Below are 25,105 nucleotides of genomic sequence, written 5' to 3'. Positions count from 1 at the left end.
AAAAGGAAGAGATATGAAAGACAATAACAATATTAATCCAAACAATGGAAACAATAACCAAATCAACAATCCTTCTAATAATAATTTTGCAATGCAACCTGAACAATTTCAAGCTAATCCGTTAAATCAACCTATTGATTTAAATTCTCCAATGAATTTTTCTCAACAACCTTTTAATTCTTTTAATAATAACCAATCAACTCCAAATATTCAAAATAATAATGTTCCTTCATTATTACCAGATATTCCAAACCAAAACAATAGTATGCCATCATTGTATCAAGCACAAGAAATTGCTCCTTATACAGGTTTTACTAATTTACCTACATTACAACAACCATTTTTACCTGGTGTTTTTGACCCTTCTGCTAATCCTTACGGATTACAAACAAAGAAAAGTAAGAAAAATTTAATCATAGGTTTAAGTGTTGCTGGTGCATTAGCAGTTATTGGGATTGGTGGAGGAATTGGAATTTGAAAATATTTCTCTAGTAAAAATGAAGCTGAATTAGAAAAGTTAAAGAACATTTTAGCAGAACAAATTGCTTTTGCTAAACTATATTTAGCAGACAAAAGCAAAGGTAAAGAACACTTTCAATTCATGGATAAAGATTTAAAAAATGAATTGGAAAACAAATACAAAAAAGCTGAAAATATCATTTTAAGATCACAAACAACTAAAGAAGAAATATTAAAAGCCACTGATGATTTAGTTGAAGAATTTGAAAAAACTAAAAAAGAACATGAAAGAAGAAATGAAATTCGTGATTTAATGGATGTACAATTAAATATCTCTAAAGGTCTATTAGACAAAACTGCTAGTGATATTCTTTATACAGAAATTTATAAGAATTTTAAAGACGCTTACTATAATGCTGCTTCTGCTAAAAATAATATCGATACTTCATGAACAAAATTTGAATCTTATTATAAAGAGTTACAATTATCTAGCAAAAATGCAGAAAACGATGTAAGAATTTTAGACCAAGAAAAAATTGAATTATCAAAAGTACAAAGAATCAATATGGAAACCTTATTGAATTATCTACCTTCACAAATTAATCTAAGATTAATTGAAGATAAAATTGATTATTCAATTAAAAATAAATATACTATTGAAACAGATATTTATGCAAATGACCAAACTGGTTCTTTAATCATTGTTGATAAATTTTACAAAGTTATTTCAGGAATTAAAGTTTATTTAGCTTCAAGTAGATCATACATTGGTCATGATTTTAAAAAAATTGATTTTGATAAGTATCATAAAAATATTAAAATTGAGCCAAAAAATCATTACTCTTTAAATAAGAGTATGGATCAAATTTGAGCTGAAATCCAAAACTTTATTGATGATTCAAATAAAATAACTGATTTTCTTAACAATATATTAGAAATAAAGGTTATAGATCAAACAGAATATAATTTCAAAAAAGATAACGTTTCTATTCAATTTGCTAATGATGGTTCTACCAAGCCATGTGAATATGATCCATCTAATAAAAATTTAACAATCAATTATAAGTTATACAAAACTGTAAAAACTGCAGTTGATAAAGATACTAATAAAGAATTTCCTGGTAGAGTAAACACTATTTTTTCTTCAAATGAATATTACAAAGAAAGCAATTTAAATTTTGAACAATTTATTAAACAAAATATCGAAATTAAATCAGCAGGGGAAGAGTATAAAAAAATAACTGATTTTGTTTCTAGCAAGAAAAGAACATTTGAGGAAGTTAATAAATTTAAATCAGTATTTGAAGATAGTTATAAAAAATATACAAATCAAATTGATTCTTTTGTTTCTCAAGCCAATACCATAAACTCAACTAGTTCAAGTAATAAAGCAACTGAGCTACATAATGTTTATGATCAAATAATTAAAGAAACCACCGAATTAGAAAAGAATTGAAACATCTATAAAGAAGCTAGAAATGGTGAAAATAATAATCAAAGTTTTGAAAAACTTTGAGCACTTTTATTAGAAAAGAAGAAAATTGTTGAAGATAGTAAGGGTTCTGCAAAAGCAAAATTTTATGAAGAAATTTGAAATTCAACAGTTGATGGCTTAAGAAGTGTTTATGATGAATTTTTACAAAAAGCTTATCATAATGGTGTTTTAGATAAACATAAAGAATTACAATTGTATGATCTAAAATTAGCAATTCAAAAAATGAAAATGGGAATTGAAATTTTCGAAAATAAAGATAATGAATTTGATAACTTAATTAATGAATTATCTATTTATAGACAACAAGTTCAACTCACAGTAGATAGATTTACTTATCCATCACCTTTAGCACAATCAATAAATGATTCTTTTGTTTCTTTTGGTAATGCCGCTAAAATTCAATGAAAAGAAACTTTTGCTGATTTATCACAAGAAGCTCTTGACATTTATAATGAATTAAATGATTTCTTGGTAAGTGATGCGAATGATAAAACATATTCCAATGTTCTAAAATTTTCTTTAGACACAAAAAGAAAAGTTAATGATTTAAATACTAAGAGAGTCAATAAAGAATTGGTAATTAATCGTCTTTACAAATATGTTAAAGATTTAAAAGATAGATTTTTCAATGAAACCACTAATTTTGCAATTTCTAAATATGAATATATTGATGCAAAAGATATTAATACAATAGATTCAACTAAGATTTTAGGATTAAAATTCCTAGAAGAATACATTGAACAAGTTAATGGCCAAAATGTTACTAAATATAGAGAAAAATATGAAGTAATTACTCCTGTTCAAGGATATAAAACTATTGTTGAAAAATTTGTAAATCATTTATCAACTGTTAATTCACAACTTTTTGAAGATTTTAAAAAGTTAAAACTTGAAGCATTAAAGAAAAGAACAACAGAATACTTTGAAAATATTCATAATACATTTTCAAGAGAAGTACTTATTTTAATGAATGAAAAGAATCATTTGGAATCTACTAAATTTAATGAATTTAAAGATGAATATGAAAAAGGTGAAACCTTAGTTGATTCTTCAACGAATATTTTAAGCCAAGCGCAAATTGATGAATATAAGAAAAAGCTTACAGCTGATAATGAAAATAGTGTTCAAAACTTCTTAAAAGGTGGTGTAAGCACTGAATTTAATGGTAAACATAAAAATATTCACTTAATTCAACAATACATCAAAAAGATTAGAGAAATTAATGCTACTGTTACAGATTCAGTATCTAACCAAGGAAATTACAATAATTTAAAGACATTGCTTGGTAAAGGCATTACTAATTTAGTTGATCAGTTTAATCAATGAATTACTTTTGCTGGCGGTAAAATTGATGCTTCTACATTAATTTCACAAAGTTTAAATGAATTTAACCAATCATTAGAAACTAAATTGAATTCAGTTAAAACAAATGAAAGTTCAACCACAAGATATATTTTAAATTATGTATTAGATGGAATGAAAACAAATATTATTAATTTGTTTGAAAAATATACACAATCTCAAACTCAAGATTATTCTATTGAAAGAATGAATGAATTAGCTTTAACAAATTCTAGAGTTAAGACAATTTTGAGTGATTACACTTCTAAAAAAGATGTTCTTGATAAGTTAATTAAACAAATTGATGATTTAACCAAAGAAATTGAACAAAAAATCAAAAAAACAACCGATGAAAATAAACAACCAAGTTGAAAAATCAAAAAATTCCAATCACTTTTCGAAGACACTTCAAAAGGCTATAATAAATTTCTTTCTGACTTAAAAGAAAAAAGAAATAAAGTTACTAATTATTTTAAAACTTCTGAAGTAGAAGTTTATCAACCTGAAAATGCTGATAGTGATACTAATAATAGTACAGTTGCTGGTTTGAAAAATTATGCTGTGCAACTTAAAACCAGATTGTTCCAAGAAATTGATAAGAGAAATGAAGCATTCAAAAGTTTTGAATTATTAGTTAAAGAAATTGATTCATCATTAGCTGGTACCTATAGTTTTGTTCAATTTGACACCATAAGAAAAAAATTATTAGAAAAAATGGGGCAAGTAGTTAAAAATAATAATGTTGAAAATTGAACTGGATATTTAAAAGATGTTTATGATGATTTTGTTAACAAAGATAAAAATATTCCATTAAATAATTTAACAGAATGACAAGCATATGCTAAATATTACTATGATTTATTGAAAAAAGATTATGAAGAATTTAAATTACAAGCCGCAATAATTTTAGGAACTGATGAAAACATAGATTGAATTTCTAACTTCTGAAAAGAATTTGGAAGTATTTGTTCAAAAGGTGGATGAAAAACAACAAATGCTGAAGATCAACAAATGATTGATGAACAAATCAAAAATTCAACAGGCAATATTAATCATACATTAATGGTATTACATGGATTCAATACTGATCTTTATGAAGTAGAAATTATAAATTCTCAAAGAATTGATGCTGACACATTAAAAATATCCGTTATTATGAGAAACTTGCAAGGTAACCAAGTTTCTCCAACTGTTAATTTAATTTGTAAATTAACTGGTAATGTTGCTAGTCAAGTTAAATTTGATTTAGAAGATAGTTTTAAAAGTGAATTCCAATTATTAAATAAAGATGGTACTTGAGAACCAGTTGTAGGTAAAGAAGATGAAGTTAAAAATCTTATACAACAAGAAAATGGTAATATTCAACCTAATATGATTAAAATTAAAGGTTGAAATGAAAAGATTTTTGAACTTTCGATAACATCTACACAAAGAATAAATAAAGACAAATTAGAAATCGTAATTCAGCTTAAAAATGTAGTTGGAACTGAAACAAAAACAAGAAAATTTGTTGCTGATTTAAAAGACCAAGAAAAACGTATTGTTTTTTCAGCATAGATAAATTAAAAAATATAGAACTTTCGCAGTTCTATATTTTTTACAATTGAGACCCATCGGCAAGAGTAACATCTTTAAAAATTTGGTCAATGTTTGAAACTTTAAATTTAGTTGCTATTTCATGAAGCATATTTTTCAACATAAGAAAAGTACTATTCAAAACAGCAAAATAATTTTGGTCTTGTAGTTTTATAGTTTGCTCTCATGAGATATGTTGAGATCAACTTGTAGTTTTTCAAGAAGTTGTTAGTGATTCTACTTTTTTTACAAAGCTTATTAATTTAGGATTTTTTGCATCTTTAGTTAATTCTTTAATTTTAGCTAAGTTTAATTCATTTGAAGATTCTTCTAAAAATTTTGTTAATAAATGCATATATCAGTTAAATTCTCAAAGCATATTGACTGATGAATGAGAATGGTTATGACTACCTTCAGCACTGTTGCTATAAACCTTGATTAAATCAGAAACATTTTGTAAATTGTTTAAATCTTCAAGTTTTTTTAAACTTTTTGGATTTGGATGCATGATACGATTACATATAAATTCATATGCTTGTTTAATTTTTGCTTCAATAGTTGCATTAGAAAAAATCTCTGAATTTTCCATTCTATCTAAAAAGTCATAAACTAATTCAACTAATTTATTAATAGATTCTGGATTTCTTTTATCTTCTTTAAAATATATAGCATTGTTTTTTAATTGCTGCATTGCATCTTCGGTTAAACTAGTTAATGCTTCACAAATTTTACTAAAAGTGCTTTTGTTTTCTTTAGTTCCAAAGATCTGTTTAATGATTTGTGTATCTTGGTTAGAAGAAAATAGTTCTTTAATATCTAAAGTTAATGAACTTGAGGTATTAAAATCTGAAGTTTTGATAATTGATTTAGCATTTTGAACAAATGGCAAAATAGTTTGAATGTACGAATCATTTGTTTCTTCCAATAACATTGGAGTAATGATTTTAAAATGACTATCTTTTATTTTTAATAACTCTTGTTTTAGTTTTTTTAGATCTTTATAAACTTCTTTATATTGTTCAGCAACTCTAGAACCTGGTTCCGGAATAGGTGTTGGTTCGTTGCCAGAGTTTTTTTTTCAATCACATGCTGCTGAAAAAGCAAAAGGTGCACTAGTAGTTGTTAAAACTAATAGTGAAGATAAAAATATTTTATTAGTTTTTTTCATTATTATCTTTCTACATTTATAAACATAATTTCATTGATAAAATTATAAACTTATATACTATTTTGTTTCCAATTCATTTTTTAAATAGTATTTGTAAATATTTTGTAATATTGCATTTACCATCTTAAAATGTACTTCATCATCAAAATACATTTTAGTAAGTTCAATTGCTTCATTAATTACAATTTTAGGTTGATCAATTTCCATCAATTCATAAGCAGCTAGAATTAAAATAGCTCTAATAACTGGTGAAAGTCTATTTCATGCTCAATTCTGATTAATAAATAATTGAATAGTTTGAACAAAAAAATGGTAATGGTTAGCAATTTTTTCAATTTTTTTGAATGCTAAATTAGACAATTCTTTCTCTTCAACAAATAATTTGTCTAAGTCAATAGTCTTTTCAAATAATTCATTTTGATACAAAATGTTAATAATTTCTATTCTGGTTTTTCTACTCTTACTTAGGGTTTTATCATTCAAAAAATTTTCCATAATTCATAATTATATTGATTAATGTGTTATTTGGTAATTCTTTTCAATGTATTTTTCTTTTAATATTTCAACAATATTAAAAACTGGAGTAGCAATTAAAGTATAAATTGGAATAGTAAATAAGCTTTTAATAACTATTGGATACATAAAAGTAAGATAATGGTCTTTTAATACCATTGGATTTTTACTTTTAGGAGCAATTATCTTATTGTAATAATCAATATAAAGCATTGAACCAAATGCTCATCTAAAGATAATTAAAATAAAAATAATTAAACTAAAAATTAATAAGTAATTCTTTCATTTTTCTTTTTTAGTTTTTTGATAAATGACAAAAAATGCTAAACACGCAGAAATACCAATAATTGTATACACTGCCATCATTCCAATTACAATCTTAATTGAAATTGGAGAATTACCATATTTGTTTTTTCTACTTCCTTTCAAAGCTATTTGACCATCTTTAGAAAAATAAAATAAAGTCAAAGCTGCAATTGTTAAACCAATAACAATAATGGTTATTGGCATAATAATTTGCGCATATTTATTTTTCTTAAACAATAAGACAAATAAATAAGAAATAATAGGAATCGCAATACTTACTAAAGAATATCCGTAATATCACTGACCAATTGTTCCGTTTATTAGCATTGTTAGCGTATCGCCTAAAAATGCTAATAAAGCCCCTTTAATAGGACCAATTAATGGTCCATATAAAATGTAAAACAAAAATTCTATTTCAATGGGAATGACCTTTAAAATGGTCATTTTACTAATATACATAGTTATTAATTGAATTGCTAATAGCATTCCAGAAATAGCTATTTCTAGACTATTAAATTTAAATAGTCTTATAAAGTATTTTTTAACCTCCTGTTTTTTAAGTTTTTGTTCAAGTTTCTTTTCTTCTTCTACTGATTTTAAAATAAATGAAGAATCGAATTGTTGTTGAATTTCATCGTTTTTCATATTGCTATTATAATATGACGCATTTTTTAAACATAATTTTTTTTATTAATTATTTCTTACTTTCCAATATTAAACAAATTGAGCCACCTAGTATTTTCTAAAAAAATTGAAATATAAAGGAAAATATTATTATGAAAAAACAAGGTGGCTATTCTTTTAAAAAAGATAATGTGATCAAAACTATTTTACATTTTTCTAATCTTTCAAATAAAAATCTTGCTTTAAGAGCTAATCTTTCAATTTCTTCAATTAAAAGTCACAAAAAACAAAACCAGTTGTTTTTCCACATTGAGGAATAAAAAAGGAGAGATTAAATTCTTCTGATGAAAATAATCAAAAATTTGGAATAGTTGTTACATTGAAAGAAATAGAAAATTTTAATAGAATTAGTGAATTTATTAAAAATTGTCAAAGTTAAAATTTAATATTTCATCCTATAAACATTAATGAACAAATTAACATTTATAATAAAAATGAGGAAGATCTTAAATTTAAATAGCTGTCATAAAATATTTTTATATATTTAATATAAATGTAAAATATTAAGCATATGAATAATGACAATAAAAAAACAAGAGAATTTTTTAAAAATATTTTGTTTAAATTAAAAACTTGAAAATATAGCATTAGTAAAGTTAAGTACATTTTTATTACTTATTTATCAATAATAATTGCCGCATCTTTAACTTTACTAATGCCATTTTCCTATACAGCAGGTAAAAAGATTTCTTATGTAGATACTTTATTTACTACTATTTCTGCTTTTAGTGACACAGGTTTGACAACAGTTAATACCTATAAAACTTGAACTATTTTCGGACAAGCAATTATTGCAATTATGATTTTAATGGGTGGATTAGGAATATTTGCTTTAAAAATTTTTATTGTTAATTATATTTTTCAAAGAAAAAATAAGTTAGAAGATCTAGAATTAGTTTCCCAAGAACGAGCCACTGGTAATTATGGTAAAACTTCTAATTTGATTTTTGCTTCTTTAGTTTTTTTAATTACTTTAACCTTCTTATCTGGTTTTATTCTTACTTTTTATTTTTATTTTACAACTCCAAAATCAACAATTTGAGATTTAAGAGCAAATGCTGATCCAAATTTATATAATTTCGAATCACCGCAAGGGAATTGATCATTAGCTTTTAGATATGGTTTTTTCCATTCGATATCTGCAATTAATAATGCTGGTTTTGATATCATTAGTTCCCATTCATTAATGCCATATTATCAAAATTATGGATTACATATTATTTTTATTTTGTTGCTTCTTATTGGCGGAATGGGTTATCCATTTATATATGATTTAATATTATTTTTTAGATACAAGATTTTAAGAGACAAAAGAATTAAAAAATTTAAATGAAGTTTATTTACTAAACTTTCATTAACAACATATTTAATTGTTTTACTTTCAGCTTTATTATTAGTTTTACCTTTTGAAATTTTTAATAACAATCCTAATAGCTTTTTTAAAAATCAGCATTATGGAACTAATGCAGATAAAATATGAACTTTAATTTTTATGTGTTTTTCAACTAGATCAGCTGGTTTTTCAACCATTGAATTAGCAGACATATCTAAATCAACTATATTAATTTTTACTCTATTAATGTTTATTGGAGCAGCACCTGCTTCTACTGGTGGAGGAATTCGAACTACTACTTTAGCAGTTGTTGTATTAACTATTTTTTCAAAGATTTTTGGCCGTCCTTCAGTTAGAGTTTTTAAAAGAAAAATTGATGATGATGCTACTAAAATGTCACTAGTTGTTTTGATCTTAAGTACCTTTTTAGTTTTAATTAATACAATGATTCTTTCAACTAGCTTATCAACTTATGGCGGACAAATTGATGCGAACAAATATAATTTATTAGATTTGATATTTGAATCAGCTTCGGCGTTCGGAACTTCGGGATTATCTACTGGAATTACTCCTAAGTTAAATATTGTTTCTAAAATTTCCTTATTGATTTTAATGTTTATTGGTCAATTTGGAGTTAGTTCAACCATTTTAGTTTGAGGTAAAAAGAAAAACTATTCATATAAATATGAATATGTAAGTGAAAATATAGCAATAGGTTAAAAAACGCTCGTTTTAATAAACGAACGCTTTTTTTATTTTTTATTCTTTTTATATTTTTCAATATCATCTTCATGGAAAGATTTAAGCATTTTGATATCTTTTTCAACACTGTCAAGTCTTACTTCAATTACATCTAGTCTTTGTTCGACCTTATCCAATCTTTGCTCAACTTTGTCTAGTCTTACTTCAATTACATCTAGTCTTTGTTCGACCTTATCCAATCTTTGCTCAACCTTATCTAATCTTTGTTCGACTTTGTCTAATCTTTCATCAACTCTTTTAAAACCATCATCAATTTTCTTGTCTAATCTTTTAATTTCGTCCAAAATGAAACAGTTATTTTTACCAAATCTTTCATCTAAAACATCATTAAGCAAGTTTCTAAAAAATTCTGGTGTCAAATTTGCCACATTATTAGTGTTTGATTGAGTTGGTTGTTTTTTGTTATTTTTATCTATTTCCATAATTAAGATAATTTTATTATTTTCATCATCGTTTTGATAAAAATATTCAATTTTATTATAATGTTTTGAAATTGCTTCGAATTCCTTCTTTGATATTTTATTTTTGTCAATAATCATTAAGTCCTTTCTTTTTGGTTTTTTTTAATTGTTTTCCCAATATAATATGTACAAAAGTTGCAAAAAGCTTAAAAATATTTTTTTATTTGAAAAATATAAAAAAAGAAAGCCAAAAATGCTTTCTTATTCATTATTTATAAATTTATCAATTATTTAATAATTAAGGATTCTTCATCCATTTCTTTTGGTTTTGCAATATTTAAATAATCTAAAATAGTAGGAGCAACATTAGCTAATTTACCATCTTTAAGTTTTAAGGTTTTATCACTAGTAATAAACATTACTGGACTAGAAGTATGTTTGGTTAAATGATTACCTTTTTCATCTTCAGTTAATTCAGCATTTCCGTGATCAGCAGTTATAAAAAAGGTTACATCATTTTCCTGTGCTCAATCTTTAATTCTTTTGATTTGAGTATCTAAAAATGAAACTGCTTTTATAGTTGCTTGTAAATCTCCGGTGTGACCTACCATATCTGGATTAGCAAAATTCATAATAGTTAAATCATAGTTTAATGCATTAGCTAATAATTCATCAGTAATTTCTTTAGCAGACATTCAAGGAGCATCAGCATAGCTTTGTACTTTTAATGAAGGAACCATAATTCTTTTTGAATTTTTAAATTCAATATCGTTTCCCCCATCCATAAAATAAGTAACGTGAGCATATTTTTGAGTTTCTGCTAATCTAAGTTGAGATTTGTTTGCTTTTTCTAAAACTCTTCCAATTGGCATATTAATTTGCATTTCTTCATACGCTACAATGGTTTTAATTCCTTCATATTTCATCATTGAGCAAAACTTATTAATTTTTACTTGGTGTTTTGCTTTGAATTGATATAAACTTGAATTTAAGAATAAATGACTCATTTGTCTTGCTCTATCTGGTCTGAAGTTAAAAAAGATAATTGAATCATTGTTTTTAATTAAGTTTGCTTTTGGATTATAAGCGGGAATTAAAAATTCGTCATAAATATTTTGAGCATATTGATTTTCTAAATATTCAAGCGGATCAGCAAAAGTATTACCTTCTAAACCTAATAATGCATTATAGTGTTTTTCAACCCTATCAAACATTGAATCACGATCCATTCCGTAGAATCTACCACCAATAGATGCTATTTGGTAATTATATTTTTTACATATTGCTATTAATTTTTCCAATGAAGGTTTAATTGATTGTGGTGCTACATCTCTACCATCACCAAAAACGTGAACTGAAACCTTTTTTAATCCATATTCATATGCCGCATCTAATAAATAAAATAAATGTTCTTGTAATGAATGCACACCACCTGGACTTAAAAGTCCCATTAAATGTAAAGTAGAATTATTTTCTTTAACATCTTTAAAAACTTTTACAAAATTTGCGTTATTTTTAAAAGTTTGATCCTTAATACTTTTATTAATTAACGATAAACCAGTATAAACTACTGTTCCTGCGCCTATATTTAAGTGACCAACTTCTGAATTCCCCATTTGTCCTTCTGGAAGGCCAACAAATTGCCCACTAGCTTGTAAAACACTATTAGGATAATTAGCAAACAAATCATCAAAAGTAGGAGTAGTTGCTAATTTAAAACCATTTCCAACTTTTTCTTCACGTAGGCCCAAACCATCAATTACTATTAAAATTGTTTTTTTCATTTTGCTCCTTAAAAAATAAATAATTTTAGTAAATAATTTTAAACTATAACTATTTTACTTTTTTGTCTTTCTTTTTTATCTCGATTTTTTAATTATTTCCCTATAAATATGGAAATAATGTTTATTAATTCATTATTAAATCAACATCATATACAATTATATTTGTATTAGATGTAAATAAGAGAGGAAAGTCTAAAAAATGAGAAATAAAAAACTCAAATTTATAGGAGTATTAAGTACCTTATCACTGATATCCGCAACCCCATTTTTAATAAGTGCTGCTTGTGATCCTAAAGAAAATATTGAAAAAGAATTACAAAGTGTAAAAGCTGATGTTAAAGACAAAGCAAACAAATTAGCTAAAGATGTAAAAGTTGCTGATGTTGAATTTTCAAATTTTGCAAAAGATAAATTTAAAGTAATTGACATTGCTTTAATTAATGTAAAAGCTACTACCTTAGATGTTAAATTTAAATTACAAAGTTTAAAAACTAAAAAAACTAGTGCTGAAAAGGTTCTAACCATTTCTGGTTTTAAAAAAGAACAAACTGTTGATCCAGCTGCTAAATTAAGTGAAGAATTAGAAAAAGTTACTATTTCTATCGATACAACTAAATTTGCTAGTGCAGTTGCTGCTGCTGATGTTAAATTCCAAAATGTAGCAGAAGGTTATGAAGCTACAGTAATAAAAGTAGAAAGAGTTACTAGCGAAGACGCTGTTAATGTTTTTTGAAAACTAAAAGATACTAAAAACAATTTAGAATCTGAACAACAAGAAACCAAAGTTGAAGGATTTGCTCATGAACCATCAGCACAAGAAATTTTAGCTGCTGAATTAGCAAAAGTTAATGCTGATGTTGTAGACAAAAACAAAAGAGCAAAAGAAGTTAAACTTGAAGAAGTTGTTTTTTCTGGATTTGATAATACCAAATTCACAATTGAAGAAAAATCACTTGTTGTAGTTTCTACTTCTGTTCAAGTTACTTTCAAACTAAAAGATGCTCAAAACAATCTTTCAGAAGCTAAAACAATTACCATTGAAGGCTTTAAAGCTGCTACTACCGACGAAGAAAAACTTGAAGACGAACTTTCAAAAGTTACTTTAAAAGCACCATTAGATAAATATGCTAAAGATGTTCAAACCACAGATATTACTTATGAAAATTATGATTCCGCAGTATTTTCAGCAATTACTGTTTCAGTAACTCGTGTGGAAGATGAAGATGCTGTTAATGTTAAATTTAAATTAAAAATAATTGCTAATAATAAAGAATCCAATGAAAGAGAAGTAAAAATTTCTGGCTTTAAACACGAATTAACAGCCAAAGAATTACTTGATTTAGAAGTTGCTAAAGTTGGTGCTGAAGTTGAAAATAAAGCAACCAAATTAGCTTCAGAAGTTAAAATTGAAGATGTTAAATTTGAAAACTTTGGCAAAGACAAATATGAAGTTGTTGAAGCAAAAATTTCAAAAACCGAAGAAACTTCTATTGAAGTTACCTTCAAATTAAAAGATAAAACCAAAGACTTAACCTCAGAAGAAAAAGCATTAACCATTACTGGTTTTAAAAACCCTCCTTTAACTGTTGAAAAATTGAACGACATTTTGAAAAATGTTACTGTAACTTTAAAAAATAAAAATTTAACCTTACAAGAAGCAACTACTCCTGGAGCAGATCCTTTACAATTATTTAACTTTGAAGGTTTTGATGCTAATAGAGTAGAAATTCATGAACCTAAAATAGTTAAAACTCACGATAGCGACTTTAGTGTTGATGTTACCTTTAAACTTAAAGATAAAGAAAATCCAACAGTTATTTCTGAACACGAAAAAACAAGCAAAGTTGAAGTAAAAAATCAAGAACAAGAAGAACTAGCTAATTTCTTAGTTAAAACTCATATTGTTGGTAAAAACGGAGTAAATCTACAAGATTATGATATTAATGAATTAACTGTTGATTTAATCAAAAATAACACAGAAATTCAAAATCAAGACAATCCTGTTGAAACCATAGCAACTAAAGGAATTACTTTAACCGAAGTTGTATTCGCAAAAACTGACGATAAGCTAACAAACACTGAATATAACAATGGTACAAGAACTTTAACATGTACTTTTACAAAAGGTAAATTTACTCAAAATATTGAATATACAATTTCTGTTCATAAAACCGATAAATTTGTTATCTTAGAACAAGAAAGTATTTTGCAAGGTGCTTTTGAATTTGACTCAGAGCAATCAGGAACATTTATTTATGAAGAAAAAATTAAAAATGCTGCCACAAAAAATGATGGTCTCATAAGTTTTAATAAAGATAAAAATGTTTTTGAAGATGAATATGGAAACACTTTATTTAAATTAAAAGAAGGCATTGTTCTTAAACCTAATACTTCTTTTGCTACTAAACAACAAAATGAATTCAAAATTGCTAAAGCAAAACTTACTTTCGATCAAATAACAAGACAAGTTCAAATTAAATACTTTATTGCTAAAAAAACCAAAAATAAAGAATGAATTGGAAAGAAAGAAATTACTGGTCTTGATTTAACATTAGAAAAATTCATTACTAGTGAAGAATTAACACAATATGCTAATGAAAAGAATTTAATATACCCTGTTGCAACTTCAACAATTATGATTAAAGATTTTGAAGAAAGCAAGTTAACTATTGATCCAGAATTGGCAGCTAAAAATATTAAATTTGAAATAAGAAAATTCGAAAAAGATGAATTGCAAAACAAAGTTAAATTTGAATTTAGATATGTATTTGAAGATAAAAAACAAAATAAAGTATACGGAGCATATAAAGAACAAACTTTTGGAGATTTTGTTGTTAATACATTATCTGACGAATTAGCAAAAATAAAACAAGTTAAATATGAAGATAGCGCCTCAATTAAAGCGTCAGAAGCTAATGAAGTAAGTAAATTAAAATCTTACGGTGCTGATGGTCAAGTCGTTGTTCTTAAACAAGGTGTTGCTATAACATATGAAATAATGTCAAATACCGCTAATGATAATTTAGGAACAGTGGATGTTAAAGTCACTTTAACAGATGGTGCTACAAATCAAATATCATACATTTTCACAGTTTCAGATTTCAAAATTGAAGCAACTGAATTTACTCAAGAATACGTAAACTCAATGCAAATTACTTTAAAGAGTGAAATAGTTCCTGAAACTAAAAAACCTTCTGAAATAACCACAAGTGATTTTGATATTTCTAATCCTCAAAATATTCCTTCTTTGCAAGTTACATTGGAACTAAAACCAAATGATAACAACGGAACATTAGAAGTTACTATGTCAGTTCAAAAGGATTCTACTATATTCACTAAAAAGCAAACTTTCTCAAATTTCAAAAAAGCTGAAAAAACTAAGCAAGAAAAATGAGATGAAATTGTTGAAATACTTAAAGATGTTGAAAAAAGAAAAAATCTATTTGTGAAAATAAGTCAAGAAAAAGCAAATGATATTAGACAAGTAATTGCTACAGCAAACTATGCTAGAGTCAATGAAAAAGGTCGTTGAGGATATGGGGTAAACGCAACTGCCGCAAGAAACGATGACCCTAGATTAGACTTGCAATTAAAAGATTTTGATGATTCATATTTAGAAATAATGCAAAAACACTTTTATAAGCCTAAATATCCAGGTTATGGTACAGCGTTATCTGAAATAAGAGAAGTTAATGGGAAACTTGTTTGAAAATTTTCAGTAATTGGAAAAGATGCAGAGAATTTTGATAAAACACAACAACTAATTGCCGAAGTTTCAATCGAATTAGATTAATAGCACAATTTCAAAAAATATTAAGTGTAAAACCGCACTTAATATTTTTTATTTGCTTATTTAAACCTTTATTCTGATACCTAAGAACCAAAAGGTAATATTGGGCTAATACTTTTACTGTTAACCTTGACTTTTTTGATGATGGTGTCCGAAATAGCTAAAGCATAAGGATCTTGTAATCTGAAAATTACATCTATATGATCTTTTTCTTTAGACTTTCTTATTTTCTTATCTATTACTTTTATACGTTTATTAACTCTTAATAAAGTAACAGCTTGGTCGAAAGTTAATTTTAAAATCTCATTTATTGACACATTTTCATTTTTCAAAATTACTTTACAGTTTTGACCTATTTCAGTTAAGGCTTTTTTAGGGATTGGAAATTCGTTATATTTTCAATATTCAACTATTTCTTCTGATTCTTCATTTGTATTTAATTCAATGATTTTGTAACTAATTTTGACTTTTTCTAAATCTAGATCATGTTCAACATTACAATATTTAACTTTAAAATAAAATGGAAGATTTTGAAAATATAAATCGTTTGGTTCAAGTTTTTCGATAAATGTGTCTTGATAAAAAGTTACAATCCTAATCTTTTTAATTACTTGTTTTAAAGTTAGTTTAAAATTTTTCATTTCCAATGACACTTGTTGGCTAATTTTATTAGAACTTATTTCTTTAAGTTTAAAAGCAACAAAAATAGTTACATTATATTGATCAGCAGTTATTTGTGGTTCAATAATTTCAAAACGAGAATTATCAAAATCATAAAACTCTAGATCGTTGATTGATATTTGATCAATTGTTAGATTTTGATCTTTTAATTTCACTTTAACATTCATTAACTCTTTAATTAATGAATCAGGTTCTTGTATTGGCAAAATGCCTTGATTATGTGCATTATCATTTTTATGATTAGTACATTTACTTGAAGCAAAAATTATTGGTATAGATATTAAAGAAACAGAACTAATAATTTTTGAGAAAATAGATTTTTTCAACTTCATAATAACCTCCAGATAATTTAAATATGTTTTTATTCTCTATTTCTATTATTAATAATAGAAATGAATAATCAAACAACTATAATATACACTTTTTAGAAAATAAAAAAATGGATATGGAAAATAATAATTTTAATACTAAGATAAAATTTGTTTGGTTATAAAATTGTATAGCATTGTTCTAAAGAACAATAAGGAGTAAGTATGTTAAACAAAAAGAAGACACATATAGTGTTAGGTGGATTAGCACTAATTACTTTGCCAATTATTTTTACTAGCTCAAGTTGTAACAATAGAGTTTTACCTAACCCAGGAATAATCAATAAAATAGATGTAGAAAAAAGCATAATTCAAGATTTAGAACAAGAATTAAAAAAAGTAAGTCTTGAAGTCATTTTCAAACCAGATACAAGAGCTTCAGAAATAAAATCAGAAGAAATTAAATTAGGAGGTTTTAACAGGGCTAAGTATTCAATTGTAGAAAAAACCTTAAAAACCTTTGATACTTATATTGAAATTTCCTTTAAATTAAGAGATGATATAAATAGGGTAATTTCGGAAACCAAAACAATTACAGTTAGTGGTTTAAGACGTGAAATATCTTTAGAAGTAAAAATAGATAACGAATTATATAAGGTTAAAGCGGATGTAGAAAATAAGAAAAATCTTACAGTATCTGAAATTACTATCAACCAAGTTAAATTTAGTGATTTTAATGAAATAGAATATCAAATTATCGACCAAACAATCTCTAAATACGATAAAGATTCTATTGAAATTTCCTTTAAATTAAAAAATAAAAAACATTCTCTTTATTCAAATGAAAGAATCATAAAGATTGACGGTTTTAAAGAAATGTCAAATGAATCAAAAACAATTAATGAAGAAATAAAAAAAATTGAGGTGGCATTAAAAAATCCTATTACTACTTTACAAGAGCTTTTGGAAAAACAAGAGTATGGCAATTATTTGAACATTTCAAATTTTGATCAAGAAAAATACCAAATAATAGAATCGGCATTTGAAAAAGTAGATTCAGATCCTTTTAGTGTTCATTTTACTTTTAAAATCGAAGAGAAAAATAAAGGTTTGATTTCAACAAAAAGAACAATTAAGTTAAGTGTAAAAAATAAAATTAAAGATGAATTAGAAACATTTTTGAAAGATATTGATATTAAAAGAAAAAATGGTAAATCATTATTAAAATATGATATTCATGAATTAACTGAAGAAATTATCAAAAATGATATGGAGTTTGATTTTAGTGAAACAAATGGTAAAACTCTTGAGAGTGAAAAAATAAGCTTATCTAAAATTAGTTTCTCAAAGTCTAATATTGAATTAACTAATAAGGATTACAATTCAGGGATTAGAGAAATTATTTGCGAATTTACAAAAGAAAATATAAAAGTAACTAAAAATTTCTCAATCCTTGTTCATTTCACAGATAAAGAAATTATTCTAGATCAAGAATTTTTAGCAACAAATGCTTTTGAATTAATTAAAAATCAAAATATTGATGAATATTATGAAAAAATTAAAAAAGCAGCTATGGAAGACGGAGGTAATTTAAGTTATGATTCTAATAAGAAAGTCTTTACAGATTTTGCAAAGAACGAACTATTCAAATTAAAAGAAAGCATTTCTTTTAAAGACAAAACTACTTTTGGATATATTTTTGATAAATTCAAATCACCAGATTCTGCTAAATTGGAATTTGATCCAAAAACCAACAAAATTACAATTAAATATTATTTAGTAAAACAAAGTAATGCTAATGTTTTAGACAATCCTGAAGATCAGTCTTTATTATTTGGTAAAAAAGAAATTATTGGCTTAGAAGTTATTTTGAAAAAATAAAATTAAAACTTGTGATGCTGACATATCACAAGTTTTTTGTTTATAAGTTTAAAAATCTTTTTAAAATTTTAAATTAGTTTTGTGTTTCGTTATTTTCGCGTTTAGTTTCTAATGCTTTTTTGAAAATAACATAAATAACTATGTAAAAAAGTAACAATAAGCTTAATAATATTCATAAAACTAAAATAGTTAAATTTAATCATTTGTAATTAAAAGTGTAATTCCCATTCGCTAATGACAATATTAAGATTAATAATGAAAGTATTATTACAGTTAAAACTATCAAAATAGTTTTCTTATCTTTATTTTCTTTCAATATTTCACATATTGCTCATATTGAAATAAAAATTAATGTAGTTGGAATTATATATGACATATAACTAAATATTCTTATAGCAACAGCATTGTTAAATGAAATAGGTTCATTAAGATTTTTGATCAAGAAAGTTTTTATTAAACCATAAAAAATAGCGAATATTAATACAAAAATATTGATTATTACTTTTGTCTTGTTTTCAATTTTATTGAAAACCACTTGTTACTTCTTTAATTGTGTGAGATATAGAAAGCACACTGTGATCAACAATTAATCAGGTTATCATTAACGCAACAAAGACAACAACTAAGATAGCAAATAGAATTTTATTTTTTATCTTTTTCCTCATTATTTTTTATTATGCTAATAATTATAAAACGAATAATAAAATGTTGTATTAAGTTAGAATATGGCAAATATTTTTTAATAAGCTGATTTGCTAAATAATAAGTTTAAAATATGATTCTATTGTTAAATAACTTTTCTAGCATTTTAAAGCTAACTTATGACTTTTTAAATATTCATAACAAAAAATTAGGGAGTTCCCTATTTTTTTATTATGAATGCGCATTTTTTGCTATTTTTTATATAATTTATACTATAAAAATAGGGAACTCCCTAATTTTTGAGTATGGTGGTGTTTAAAATGGAATTTCAAAGAAATAAATATTTAAATAAATTAATTAAGAAAATGAATAATCAAATGATTAAGGTTATTACTGGAATTCGTAGGGTTGGAAAATCTTATTTTCTTTTTAAAATATTTAAAAATTATTTATTAAATTTAGGAATAAAAGAAAAAAACATAATTTGTATTTCCCTAGAAGAACAAAAAAATGAAGTATTAAGAGACAAAAACGAATTGTATAAATATCTTAATAACTTAATTAATCAAATTGATAATTATTATGTACTTATCGATGAAATTCAGTTAGTAGAAAATTTTTCAAGCTTATTAAATGAATTTAATAATAAGGAAAACGTTGATATTTATATAACTGGTAGCAATTCTAAATTTATTTCTTCTGATATCGTAACTGAATTACGGGGTAGAAGTGATGAAATTAGAATTTACCCTCTTTCATTTGCGGAGTTTTCTCAATCATTTTCAAACAAAAATAAAAGCGATCTTTTTAATGAATATATTAAATATGGTGGTCTCCCAATGTGTGCAAAAATGGAAGATAGTGAAGAAAAGGAATCATATTTAAGTCAAATTTTAAATTTAACTTACTTAAAAGATATAGTTGAAAGAAATAAAATATTAAAAAGTAATGTTGAAGATCTTAAAAGTATTTTTTGTTTTTTATCTTCTAACATTGGTTCCTTAACCAACTCTAGCAAACTTTATAATTTTTTTAAATCAAATACAAAGTCAAATATATCAAATAGCACTATACAGTTATATCTAAGTTATTTAGAAGAAAGTTTTTTTGTTGAAAAGATTGCTAGATATGATGTCAAAGGTAAAAAATACCTAAGTACTCCTTATAAGTATTATTTTACTGATTTGGGTTTGAGAAATGCTTTGATTGAATATAGACAATTAGAAAGTAATCATCTATTAGAAAATTTAGTTTATTTAGAATTAAAGTCAAGAAATTATAGTGTACAAATAGGTAATATTTTTGTTGATGAAACAAAAGATAAAGTTAGAACTAAACAAAATTTAGAAATTGATTTTATAGCCAAAAAAGGGAATAAATTGTTTTATTTACAAGTTGCGGATAATATCAATGATCCAATAAAAAGTAATCAAGAAAAAAGGCCACTTTTAAAAGTCAATGATTCTTTTACCAAAATATTGATAGTTAATTCTCCTGTTTCAACTCATTTAGATGAAAATGGTTTTGTAATCATTAATATTATTGATTTTCTATTAGGCGATTTAGTTTAATAAAAATAGTGTTAAAAAAACTTGTGAAGTTTAGCCTACAAGTTTTTTTGATTAAATGATTTCAAATCAAGGTTGTTCAGCTTGATCGATTTTCTTTGAACAAAGTAATTTAAGTTGAGATTCTTTGTTTTTTTCATCTGTAACAATAACAATAATATCGGTAGAAAGAACATTAGCTTCTTTTAATTTTTTAAGATCAACTTCCACAAGTTTTTGACCTTTTTTAACCATTTCGTTTTGGTTTACAAATGATTTAAAACCAATTCCATTTAGTTTAACTGTTCCTATACCAATGTGTAATAACACTTCTAATCCACAAGCTTTAATTCCAAAAGCATGTTTAGTAGAAAAGTTGGTTTCAATTTTTCCATCAATAGGAGAATGAATTAATAATTTACCAGTTGTACTAGGACTAATTGCGTATCCATTACCTAAAGTTTTTTGGCTAAAGATTTTATCTGGCAATTCTTCTAAGCTTTTTCATTCACCAGCACAAGGAGCATAAATAACCTTTTGGCATTCTTGTTCAACAGGGTTTTTAGCATCATTTTCTTTACTTTTTTCTAAAAGGTTTCCAGTTTCAAGTTTAATATTTTTGGCAGCTTCTATTTTTAAAGTTTCTTGTGCTCTTTGAATTTCTAAGTTTAATTCTTCAGCTCTTTCACCAAATTTAACTTGAATATGTCTAGGTCCAAATAAAACAATGTCAAGAGCGCCTAAAGCTGTTAATTTTTCTTTATTAACCTTGTCTGAATCTTTGATGTCATAACGCAATTTGGTAGTACAGTTATTGAAAGCAACAATATTGTTAATGCCACCTAAAGCATCAACAATTTCTTTGATTTCTTCTGAAACTACAACAATATTGCTAGTGGTTGTTGTTTTATTTTTTTTCTTAAAAATCTTGCTAAAAAAACCCATTTTTTCTCCTTATTTATACTTTGAAAGTAAATTATTAAAAATACATTATTAACTATTATTAATAGTTATTTTATTACAATAAAATTAAAGTAAAATGATTAGCAACAAAAAATAAAAGCATTTTATGAAAACATTTACATATTTTATGTTTTTTATTAAACAATACAAATTAAACTTTTTATATAAATGCTAATATTAATAAAGCAATATTATGTAGTATATATTTTTACTACATTAAAAATAAAAATAGGAGAAATATGAAGATAGCATTTTTTGATGCGAAAGAATATGATATTAAGTATTTTGATGCTATTAACAACAATAGACACCAAATTACTTATTTCAAAGAAAATTTGTCCATAGATAATGCATATTTAACCAAAGGTTTTGATGCTGTTTGTGGTTTTGTTAACACTTATGGAGATAAATTTGTTTTAGACATATTGGCAAGCAATGGGGTTAAAGTTTGACTTCAAAGATCAATGGGGTATAACAAAATTAATTTAGCTTATGCTAACCAATTAGGTATTAACGTTTTTAGAGTTCCAAACTATTCAGCAGAATCAGTAGCTGAATTTGCAGCTTGTACAATGATGGCGCTAAATAGAAATTTGGTAATAGCCCAATCAAGAGTTAAAAATTTCAATTTTTCATTAAACAACCTTGATGGAAAAGTAGTTTATGGCTCAACAGTTTCAGTGATTGGTGCTGGAAAAATTGGTCAATGTTTTATCAACATTGTTAAAGGTATGGGAGCAAAAGTATTAGTATTTGATACTTATTCACAACAAAACTTCCCTGAATTAGCACAAAAAATGGGATTTGAATATGTGTCATTTAAAAAAGCAATAAAAGAAGCAGACTTTATTTCTTTACATGCTCCTTTATTACCTTCAACTAAATATTTAATTGATGACGAAGCGGTCAAAATAATGAAAGATGGAGTAATTATTGTTAATACTGCTAGAGGGGAATTGATTGAATTACCTGCAATTATTAAAGGATTAAAATCTAAAAAAATCGCTGGAGTTGCAGTTGATGTTCTAGAAAGAGAAGAAGGAAGATTTTACGAAGATGTTTCTGCTTATGCTAAAGATTTAAAAACTAGTGATCCAGAATGAGCAGAATTGTTAAAAATGGATAACGTTATCGTAACTTCACACCAAGCATTTTTAACTAATGTTGCTTTAGAACAAATTGCTAAAATTACATTGGCAAATGCAGATGATGCTCAAAATCAAAATTTTGAAAAAGCATTAGTAATTATGGAAAACGGAAGGGTTAAAAACGGTTAATCATGTTTAAATTTTTTAAAATCAAAAGTATCGATCGTTTAAATGCTAATGAACCACAAAACAAAAAAGCATGAGCTAAACATTTAGCAAGTGAATTTATTGGAACCATTTGAATTTCTTTAGCATTAGCAGGTTTATCAATTTTAATTGCTGGTAAACCATTAGAAAAATTTTTCTTATTACATAATGTAATTGTAGGATTTTTCGCAGGTTTTGTAGTTGTAGGATCATGTTTAATGATTTTTGCTAGATGGTCAGTTGATTTAAATCCAGCAGTAACTTTATATAGATGATTAAATGCTACCAATACAAGTAAGTATGCATTTACCAAAATTTTAATGCAAATCGCTGGTGCGATTGTAACAGGAATATTGATTTGAGTTATTGGTTATTTTGCTAATGGCAAAGATGCATCAAACTTAGCAATTTCAAGTATAGTTGCTGCTGAAAAAGACTTTTTGGAATTTAACAATTTAAAAAATTCTAAACCAATTGTTGCTATTTCTTCTGGAACTGCTTGAATATTCTTTGGTGAAATGGTAATGACAGCTATTTTATTATTCCCTATTTTTTCTCCAAGAATTGAAGATAAATATCGTGATTTATTAATTTACTTCATTATTTCTTTATCTGTATGAATGGGTATTTTACAAGGTTCTGCCGCTATTAACCCTGCTCGTGGTTTTGCGCAACAAATTCCTGATTTATTCTTTGGAATTAAAAATCAATCAACCTCAATGAGTTCATTAAATGGAACATCATGAGCAAACGATAAAAAAATCGCTCAATATGATTTAATATCTGCTACTTTAGCAATGGTCTTAGGTGATTTATGTGCTCCATTCTTTTACGCAGTTGTTCAAGGATTGACTGAAAAGTATTTCAATAATTGAAATAACAATATTATCAATTATAAAAATAAGAAAATGCAAGATTACATCAAGTAATTTTAAAGGATTAAAAATTTGCTATTTGAACTAGCAAATTTTTATTTTCCATTTTTTGTTTTAGAGACTTTTGGAAATTTGTTTTGAACTTTGTTCTCCTTTCATAATCAAAACAATTTTAGGTTTGTCGTTTTCACTGTTTATTTTTTCACCCATTCTATCAACTACTTGCAATTGATTTTTAATTCCTAGATATGGCATTTGTTCCATTTGCTCTTCGGAGGTTTGAAGATTATAAAACATATCTTTTTTAGATATCTTAAAGATTTTAGTTAATTCTACTGCGTATGCATTTTCAATAAATTTTGATTCACCTTCATCAGTAATTCCATCACTTTGATCGATTTTAATTAGATCTTTATTGCTTTGAAATTGTATTTGATCAATTTCTTGATCAAAGCAAGAAAGGAAATAAAAGTATTCTTGATCGTCAGCAATTAACATAAAGGTGGCAGAATTAAGTTGTTCTCCAGAAAGATTGTTCAGAAATTTTTGTTTAAAGCTAATAGGTTTTAAAATAGGTAATAGATTAATATTTTCATTTTTAATCATGGTCAAATTTTAAAAAAACCAAGAATTCTTTTTTGCTAATTTAACATTAGAATTTAAAAAGTTTAATTTAACAAAAAAATCATTTTTAAGCACTTTTTAAGCACAATTGTTTATTTTTTGCTTATTTTAGCCCTGTGAATAACTATTAGTAATAATTATTAAAAGTTAATTAAAGGGCTAAAATAGTGTTTAAATTAGGCCTTAAAGGGCTTATAAAAATGAAAATAAAAACAAGTTTAAGTTTTAGGACTTAAACTTGCTTAAATGGTTTTTTATAAATAATTAAAACTTTTAAAGGATGATATTAAACTAATTGAATAATAGCCATAGGTGTTGCATCACCTTGACGCGCAGGGATTTTGAAAATACGTGTATAACCACCATGTCTTTTTGCATATTTTGGTGCGATGTTTTCAATTAAGTGTAAAGCAACAGAAATGGTTTTAGCAGCTTCTTTTTTCTTACCAGCGATTTGTACTTCGATTGGTCTTAAAAAAGCTTCAATAAGTCTACGGTTTGCTAAATTGATGTGTTTAGCTTTGGTAATCATTTTTTCTGCGTGTCTTCTTAATTCTTTTGCTCTAGTTAAAGTAGTAGTGATTTGACCATTAGCGAATAATTCACTTACTAAGGTTCTCATAACACCTTTTCTTCATTTTGTATCACGTGAATAAAGTTGTGTTGGATTAGCCATAA

18 protein-coding genes are annotated in these 25,105 nt (G+C 25.4%); 8 read left to right on the top strand and 10 right to left on the bottom strand.

From position 1 onward, the window contains the following. Positions 1-13 precede the first annotated feature (13 nt). The gene (locus tag ACJA25_RS02190) at positions 14-4,852 is read left to right on the top strand and encodes a hypothetical protein (RefSeq protein ID WP_406614938.1); all 4,839 of its coding nucleotides are present in this window, start codon (positions 14-16) and stop codon (positions 4,850-4,852) included. A gap of 40 nt (positions 4,853-4,892) precedes the next feature. Here the strand turns inward: ACJA25_RS02190 and ACJA25_RS02185 are convergent, their stop codons facing one another. The 3 genes from ACJA25_RS02185 to ACJA25_RS02175 are packed head-to-tail and all read right to left on the bottom strand — an operon-like array spanning position 4,893 to position 7,502. Further along, positions 4,893-6,038: an MAG5150 family histidine triad lipoprotein gene (locus ACJA25_RS02185; protein ID WP_406614936.1), complete on the bottom strand. Its 1,146-nt coding sequence runs from the start codon at positions 6,036-6,038 to the stop codon at positions 4,893-4,895. Positions 6,039-6,095: 57 nt separating this feature from the next. After that, entirely contained in the window at positions 6,096-6,533 is a 438-nt protein-coding gene (locus tag ACJA25_RS02180) for a transcription antitermination protein NusB (RefSeq protein ID WP_406614934.1), read from the bottom strand. Between the two features lie 18 nt (positions 6,534-6,551). Continuing rightward, on the bottom strand, positions 6,552-7,502 hold the full coding sequence (locus ACJA25_RS02175; RefSeq protein WP_406614932.1) for an ECF transporter S component: 951 nt from the start codon (positions 7,500-7,502) through the stop codon (positions 6,552-6,554). Between the two features lie 131 nt (positions 7,503-7,633). Here ACJA25_RS02175 and ACJA25_RS02170 point away from each other — a divergent pair, with 131 nt between their 5' ends. Beyond that, complete coding sequence (locus tag ACJA25_RS02170) at positions 7,634-7,801, top strand: hypothetical protein (protein ID WP_406614930.1); 168 nt, start codon at positions 7,634-7,636, stop codon at positions 7,799-7,801. Between the two features lie 251 nt (positions 7,802-8,052). Beyond that, a complete protein-coding gene (locus ACJA25_RS02165; RefSeq protein WP_406614928.1) occupies positions 8,053-9,594 on the top strand; it encodes a TrkH family potassium uptake protein in 1,542 nt (513 codons plus the stop codon). 32 nt (positions 9,595-9,626) lie between these two features. On the opposite strand, the gene ACJA25_RS02160 is transcribed toward ACJA25_RS02165, so the two are convergent. Continuing rightward, entirely contained in the window at positions 9,627-10,175 is a 549-nt protein-coding gene (locus tag ACJA25_RS02160) for a coiled-coil domain-containing protein (RefSeq protein ID WP_406614926.1), read from the bottom strand. 149 nt (positions 10,176-10,324) lie between these two features. Then, on the bottom strand, positions 10,325-11,821 hold the full coding sequence (gene gpmI / locus ACJA25_RS02155; RefSeq protein ID WP_406614924.1) for a 2,3-bisphosphoglycerate-independent phosphoglycerate mutase: 1,497 nt from the start codon (positions 11,819-11,821) through the stop codon (positions 10,325-10,327). Between the two features lie 199 nt (positions 11,822-12,020). Here gpmI and ACJA25_RS02150 point away from each other — a divergent pair, with 199 nt between their 5' ends. After that, positions 12,021-15,614: a lipoprotein 17-related variable surface protein gene (locus ACJA25_RS02150; RefSeq protein ID WP_406614922.1), complete on the top strand. Its 3,594-nt coding sequence runs from the start codon at positions 12,021-12,023 to the stop codon at positions 15,612-15,614. Between the two features lie 80 nt (positions 15,615-15,694). Here ACJA25_RS02150 and ACJA25_RS02145 read toward each other — a convergent pair whose 3' ends face one another. Beyond that, on the bottom strand, positions 15,695-16,624 hold the full coding sequence (locus ACJA25_RS02145; protein ID WP_406614920.1) for a hypothetical protein: 930 nt from the start codon (positions 16,622-16,624) through the stop codon (positions 15,695-15,697). Between the two features lie 201 nt (positions 16,625-16,825). Here ACJA25_RS02145 and ACJA25_RS02140 point away from each other — a divergent pair, with 201 nt between their 5' ends. Beyond that, positions 16,826-18,481 carry a hypothetical protein gene (locus tag ACJA25_RS02140; RefSeq protein ID WP_406614918.1) on the top strand — a complete coding sequence of 552 codons (1,656 nt, stop codon included), beginning with the start codon at positions 16,826-16,828 and terminating at the stop codon, positions 18,479-18,481. A gap of 73 nt (positions 18,482-18,554) precedes the next feature. Here ACJA25_RS02140 and ACJA25_RS02135 read toward each other — a convergent pair whose 3' ends face one another. Then, on the bottom strand, positions 18,555-19,016 hold the full coding sequence (locus tag ACJA25_RS02135) for a hypothetical protein (protein WP_406614916.1): 462 nt from the start codon (positions 19,014-19,016) through the stop codon (positions 18,555-18,557). Between the two features lie 427 nt (positions 19,017-19,443). Here ACJA25_RS02135 and ACJA25_RS02130 point away from each other — a divergent pair, with 427 nt between their 5' ends. Next, a complete protein-coding gene (locus ACJA25_RS02130; protein ID WP_406614914.1) occupies positions 19,444-20,694 on the top strand; it encodes an ATP-binding protein in 1,251 nt (416 codons plus the stop codon). 51 nt (positions 20,695-20,745) lie between these two features. On the opposite strand, the gene ACJA25_RS02125 is transcribed toward ACJA25_RS02130, so the two are convergent. Then, the gene (locus ACJA25_RS02125; RefSeq protein WP_406614912.1) at positions 20,746-21,615 is read right to left on the bottom strand and encodes a glucose PTS transporter subunit IIA; all 870 of its coding nucleotides are present in this window, start codon (positions 21,613-21,615) and stop codon (positions 20,746-20,748) included. A 257-nt stretch (positions 21,616-21,872) separates the two neighbouring features. On the opposite strand from ACJA25_RS02125, the gene ACJA25_RS02120 reads away from it, so the two are divergent. Together ACJA25_RS02120 and ACJA25_RS02115 are read left to right on the top strand one after the other, a co-directional pair. Next, the gene (locus tag ACJA25_RS02120; RefSeq protein ID WP_406614910.1) at positions 21,873-22,910 is read left to right on the top strand and encodes a 2-hydroxyacid dehydrogenase; all 1,038 of its coding nucleotides are present in this window, start codon (positions 21,873-21,875) and stop codon (positions 22,908-22,910) included. Positions 22,911-22,912: 2 nt separating this feature from the next. Further along, positions 22,913-23,857, top strand: a complete 945-nt coding sequence (locus tag ACJA25_RS02115; RefSeq protein WP_406614908.1) for an aquaporin — start codon at positions 22,913-22,915, stop codon at positions 23,855-23,857. A 60-nt stretch (positions 23,858-23,917) separates the two neighbouring features. Here ACJA25_RS02115 and ACJA25_RS02110 read toward each other — a convergent pair whose 3' ends face one another. Together ACJA25_RS02110 and rplQ are read right to left on the bottom strand one after the other, a co-directional pair. Beyond that, positions 23,918-24,409, bottom strand: a complete 492-nt coding sequence (locus tag ACJA25_RS02110; RefSeq protein ID WP_406614906.1) for a hypothetical protein — start codon at positions 24,407-24,409, stop codon at positions 23,918-23,920. A 304-nt stretch (positions 24,410-24,713) separates the two neighbouring features. Further along, positions 24,714-25,103: a 50S ribosomal protein L17 gene (rplQ, locus tag ACJA25_RS02105; RefSeq protein ID WP_406614904.1), complete on the bottom strand. Its 390-nt coding sequence runs from the start codon at positions 25,101-25,103 to the stop codon at positions 24,714-24,716. Positions 25,104-25,105 lie beyond the last annotated feature (2 nt).

The organism is Mycoplasmopsis hyopharyngis (assembly GCF_045276885.1).
GTDB classification, from domain to species: domain Bacteria; phylum Bacillota_I; class Bacilli_A; order Mycoplasmatales; family Metamycoplasmataceae; genus Mycoplasmopsis; species Mycoplasmopsis hyopharyngis.
The sequence above is the reverse complement of the archived record's forward strand: the minus strand, read 5'-3'. Positions and strand labels throughout refer to the sequence as shown.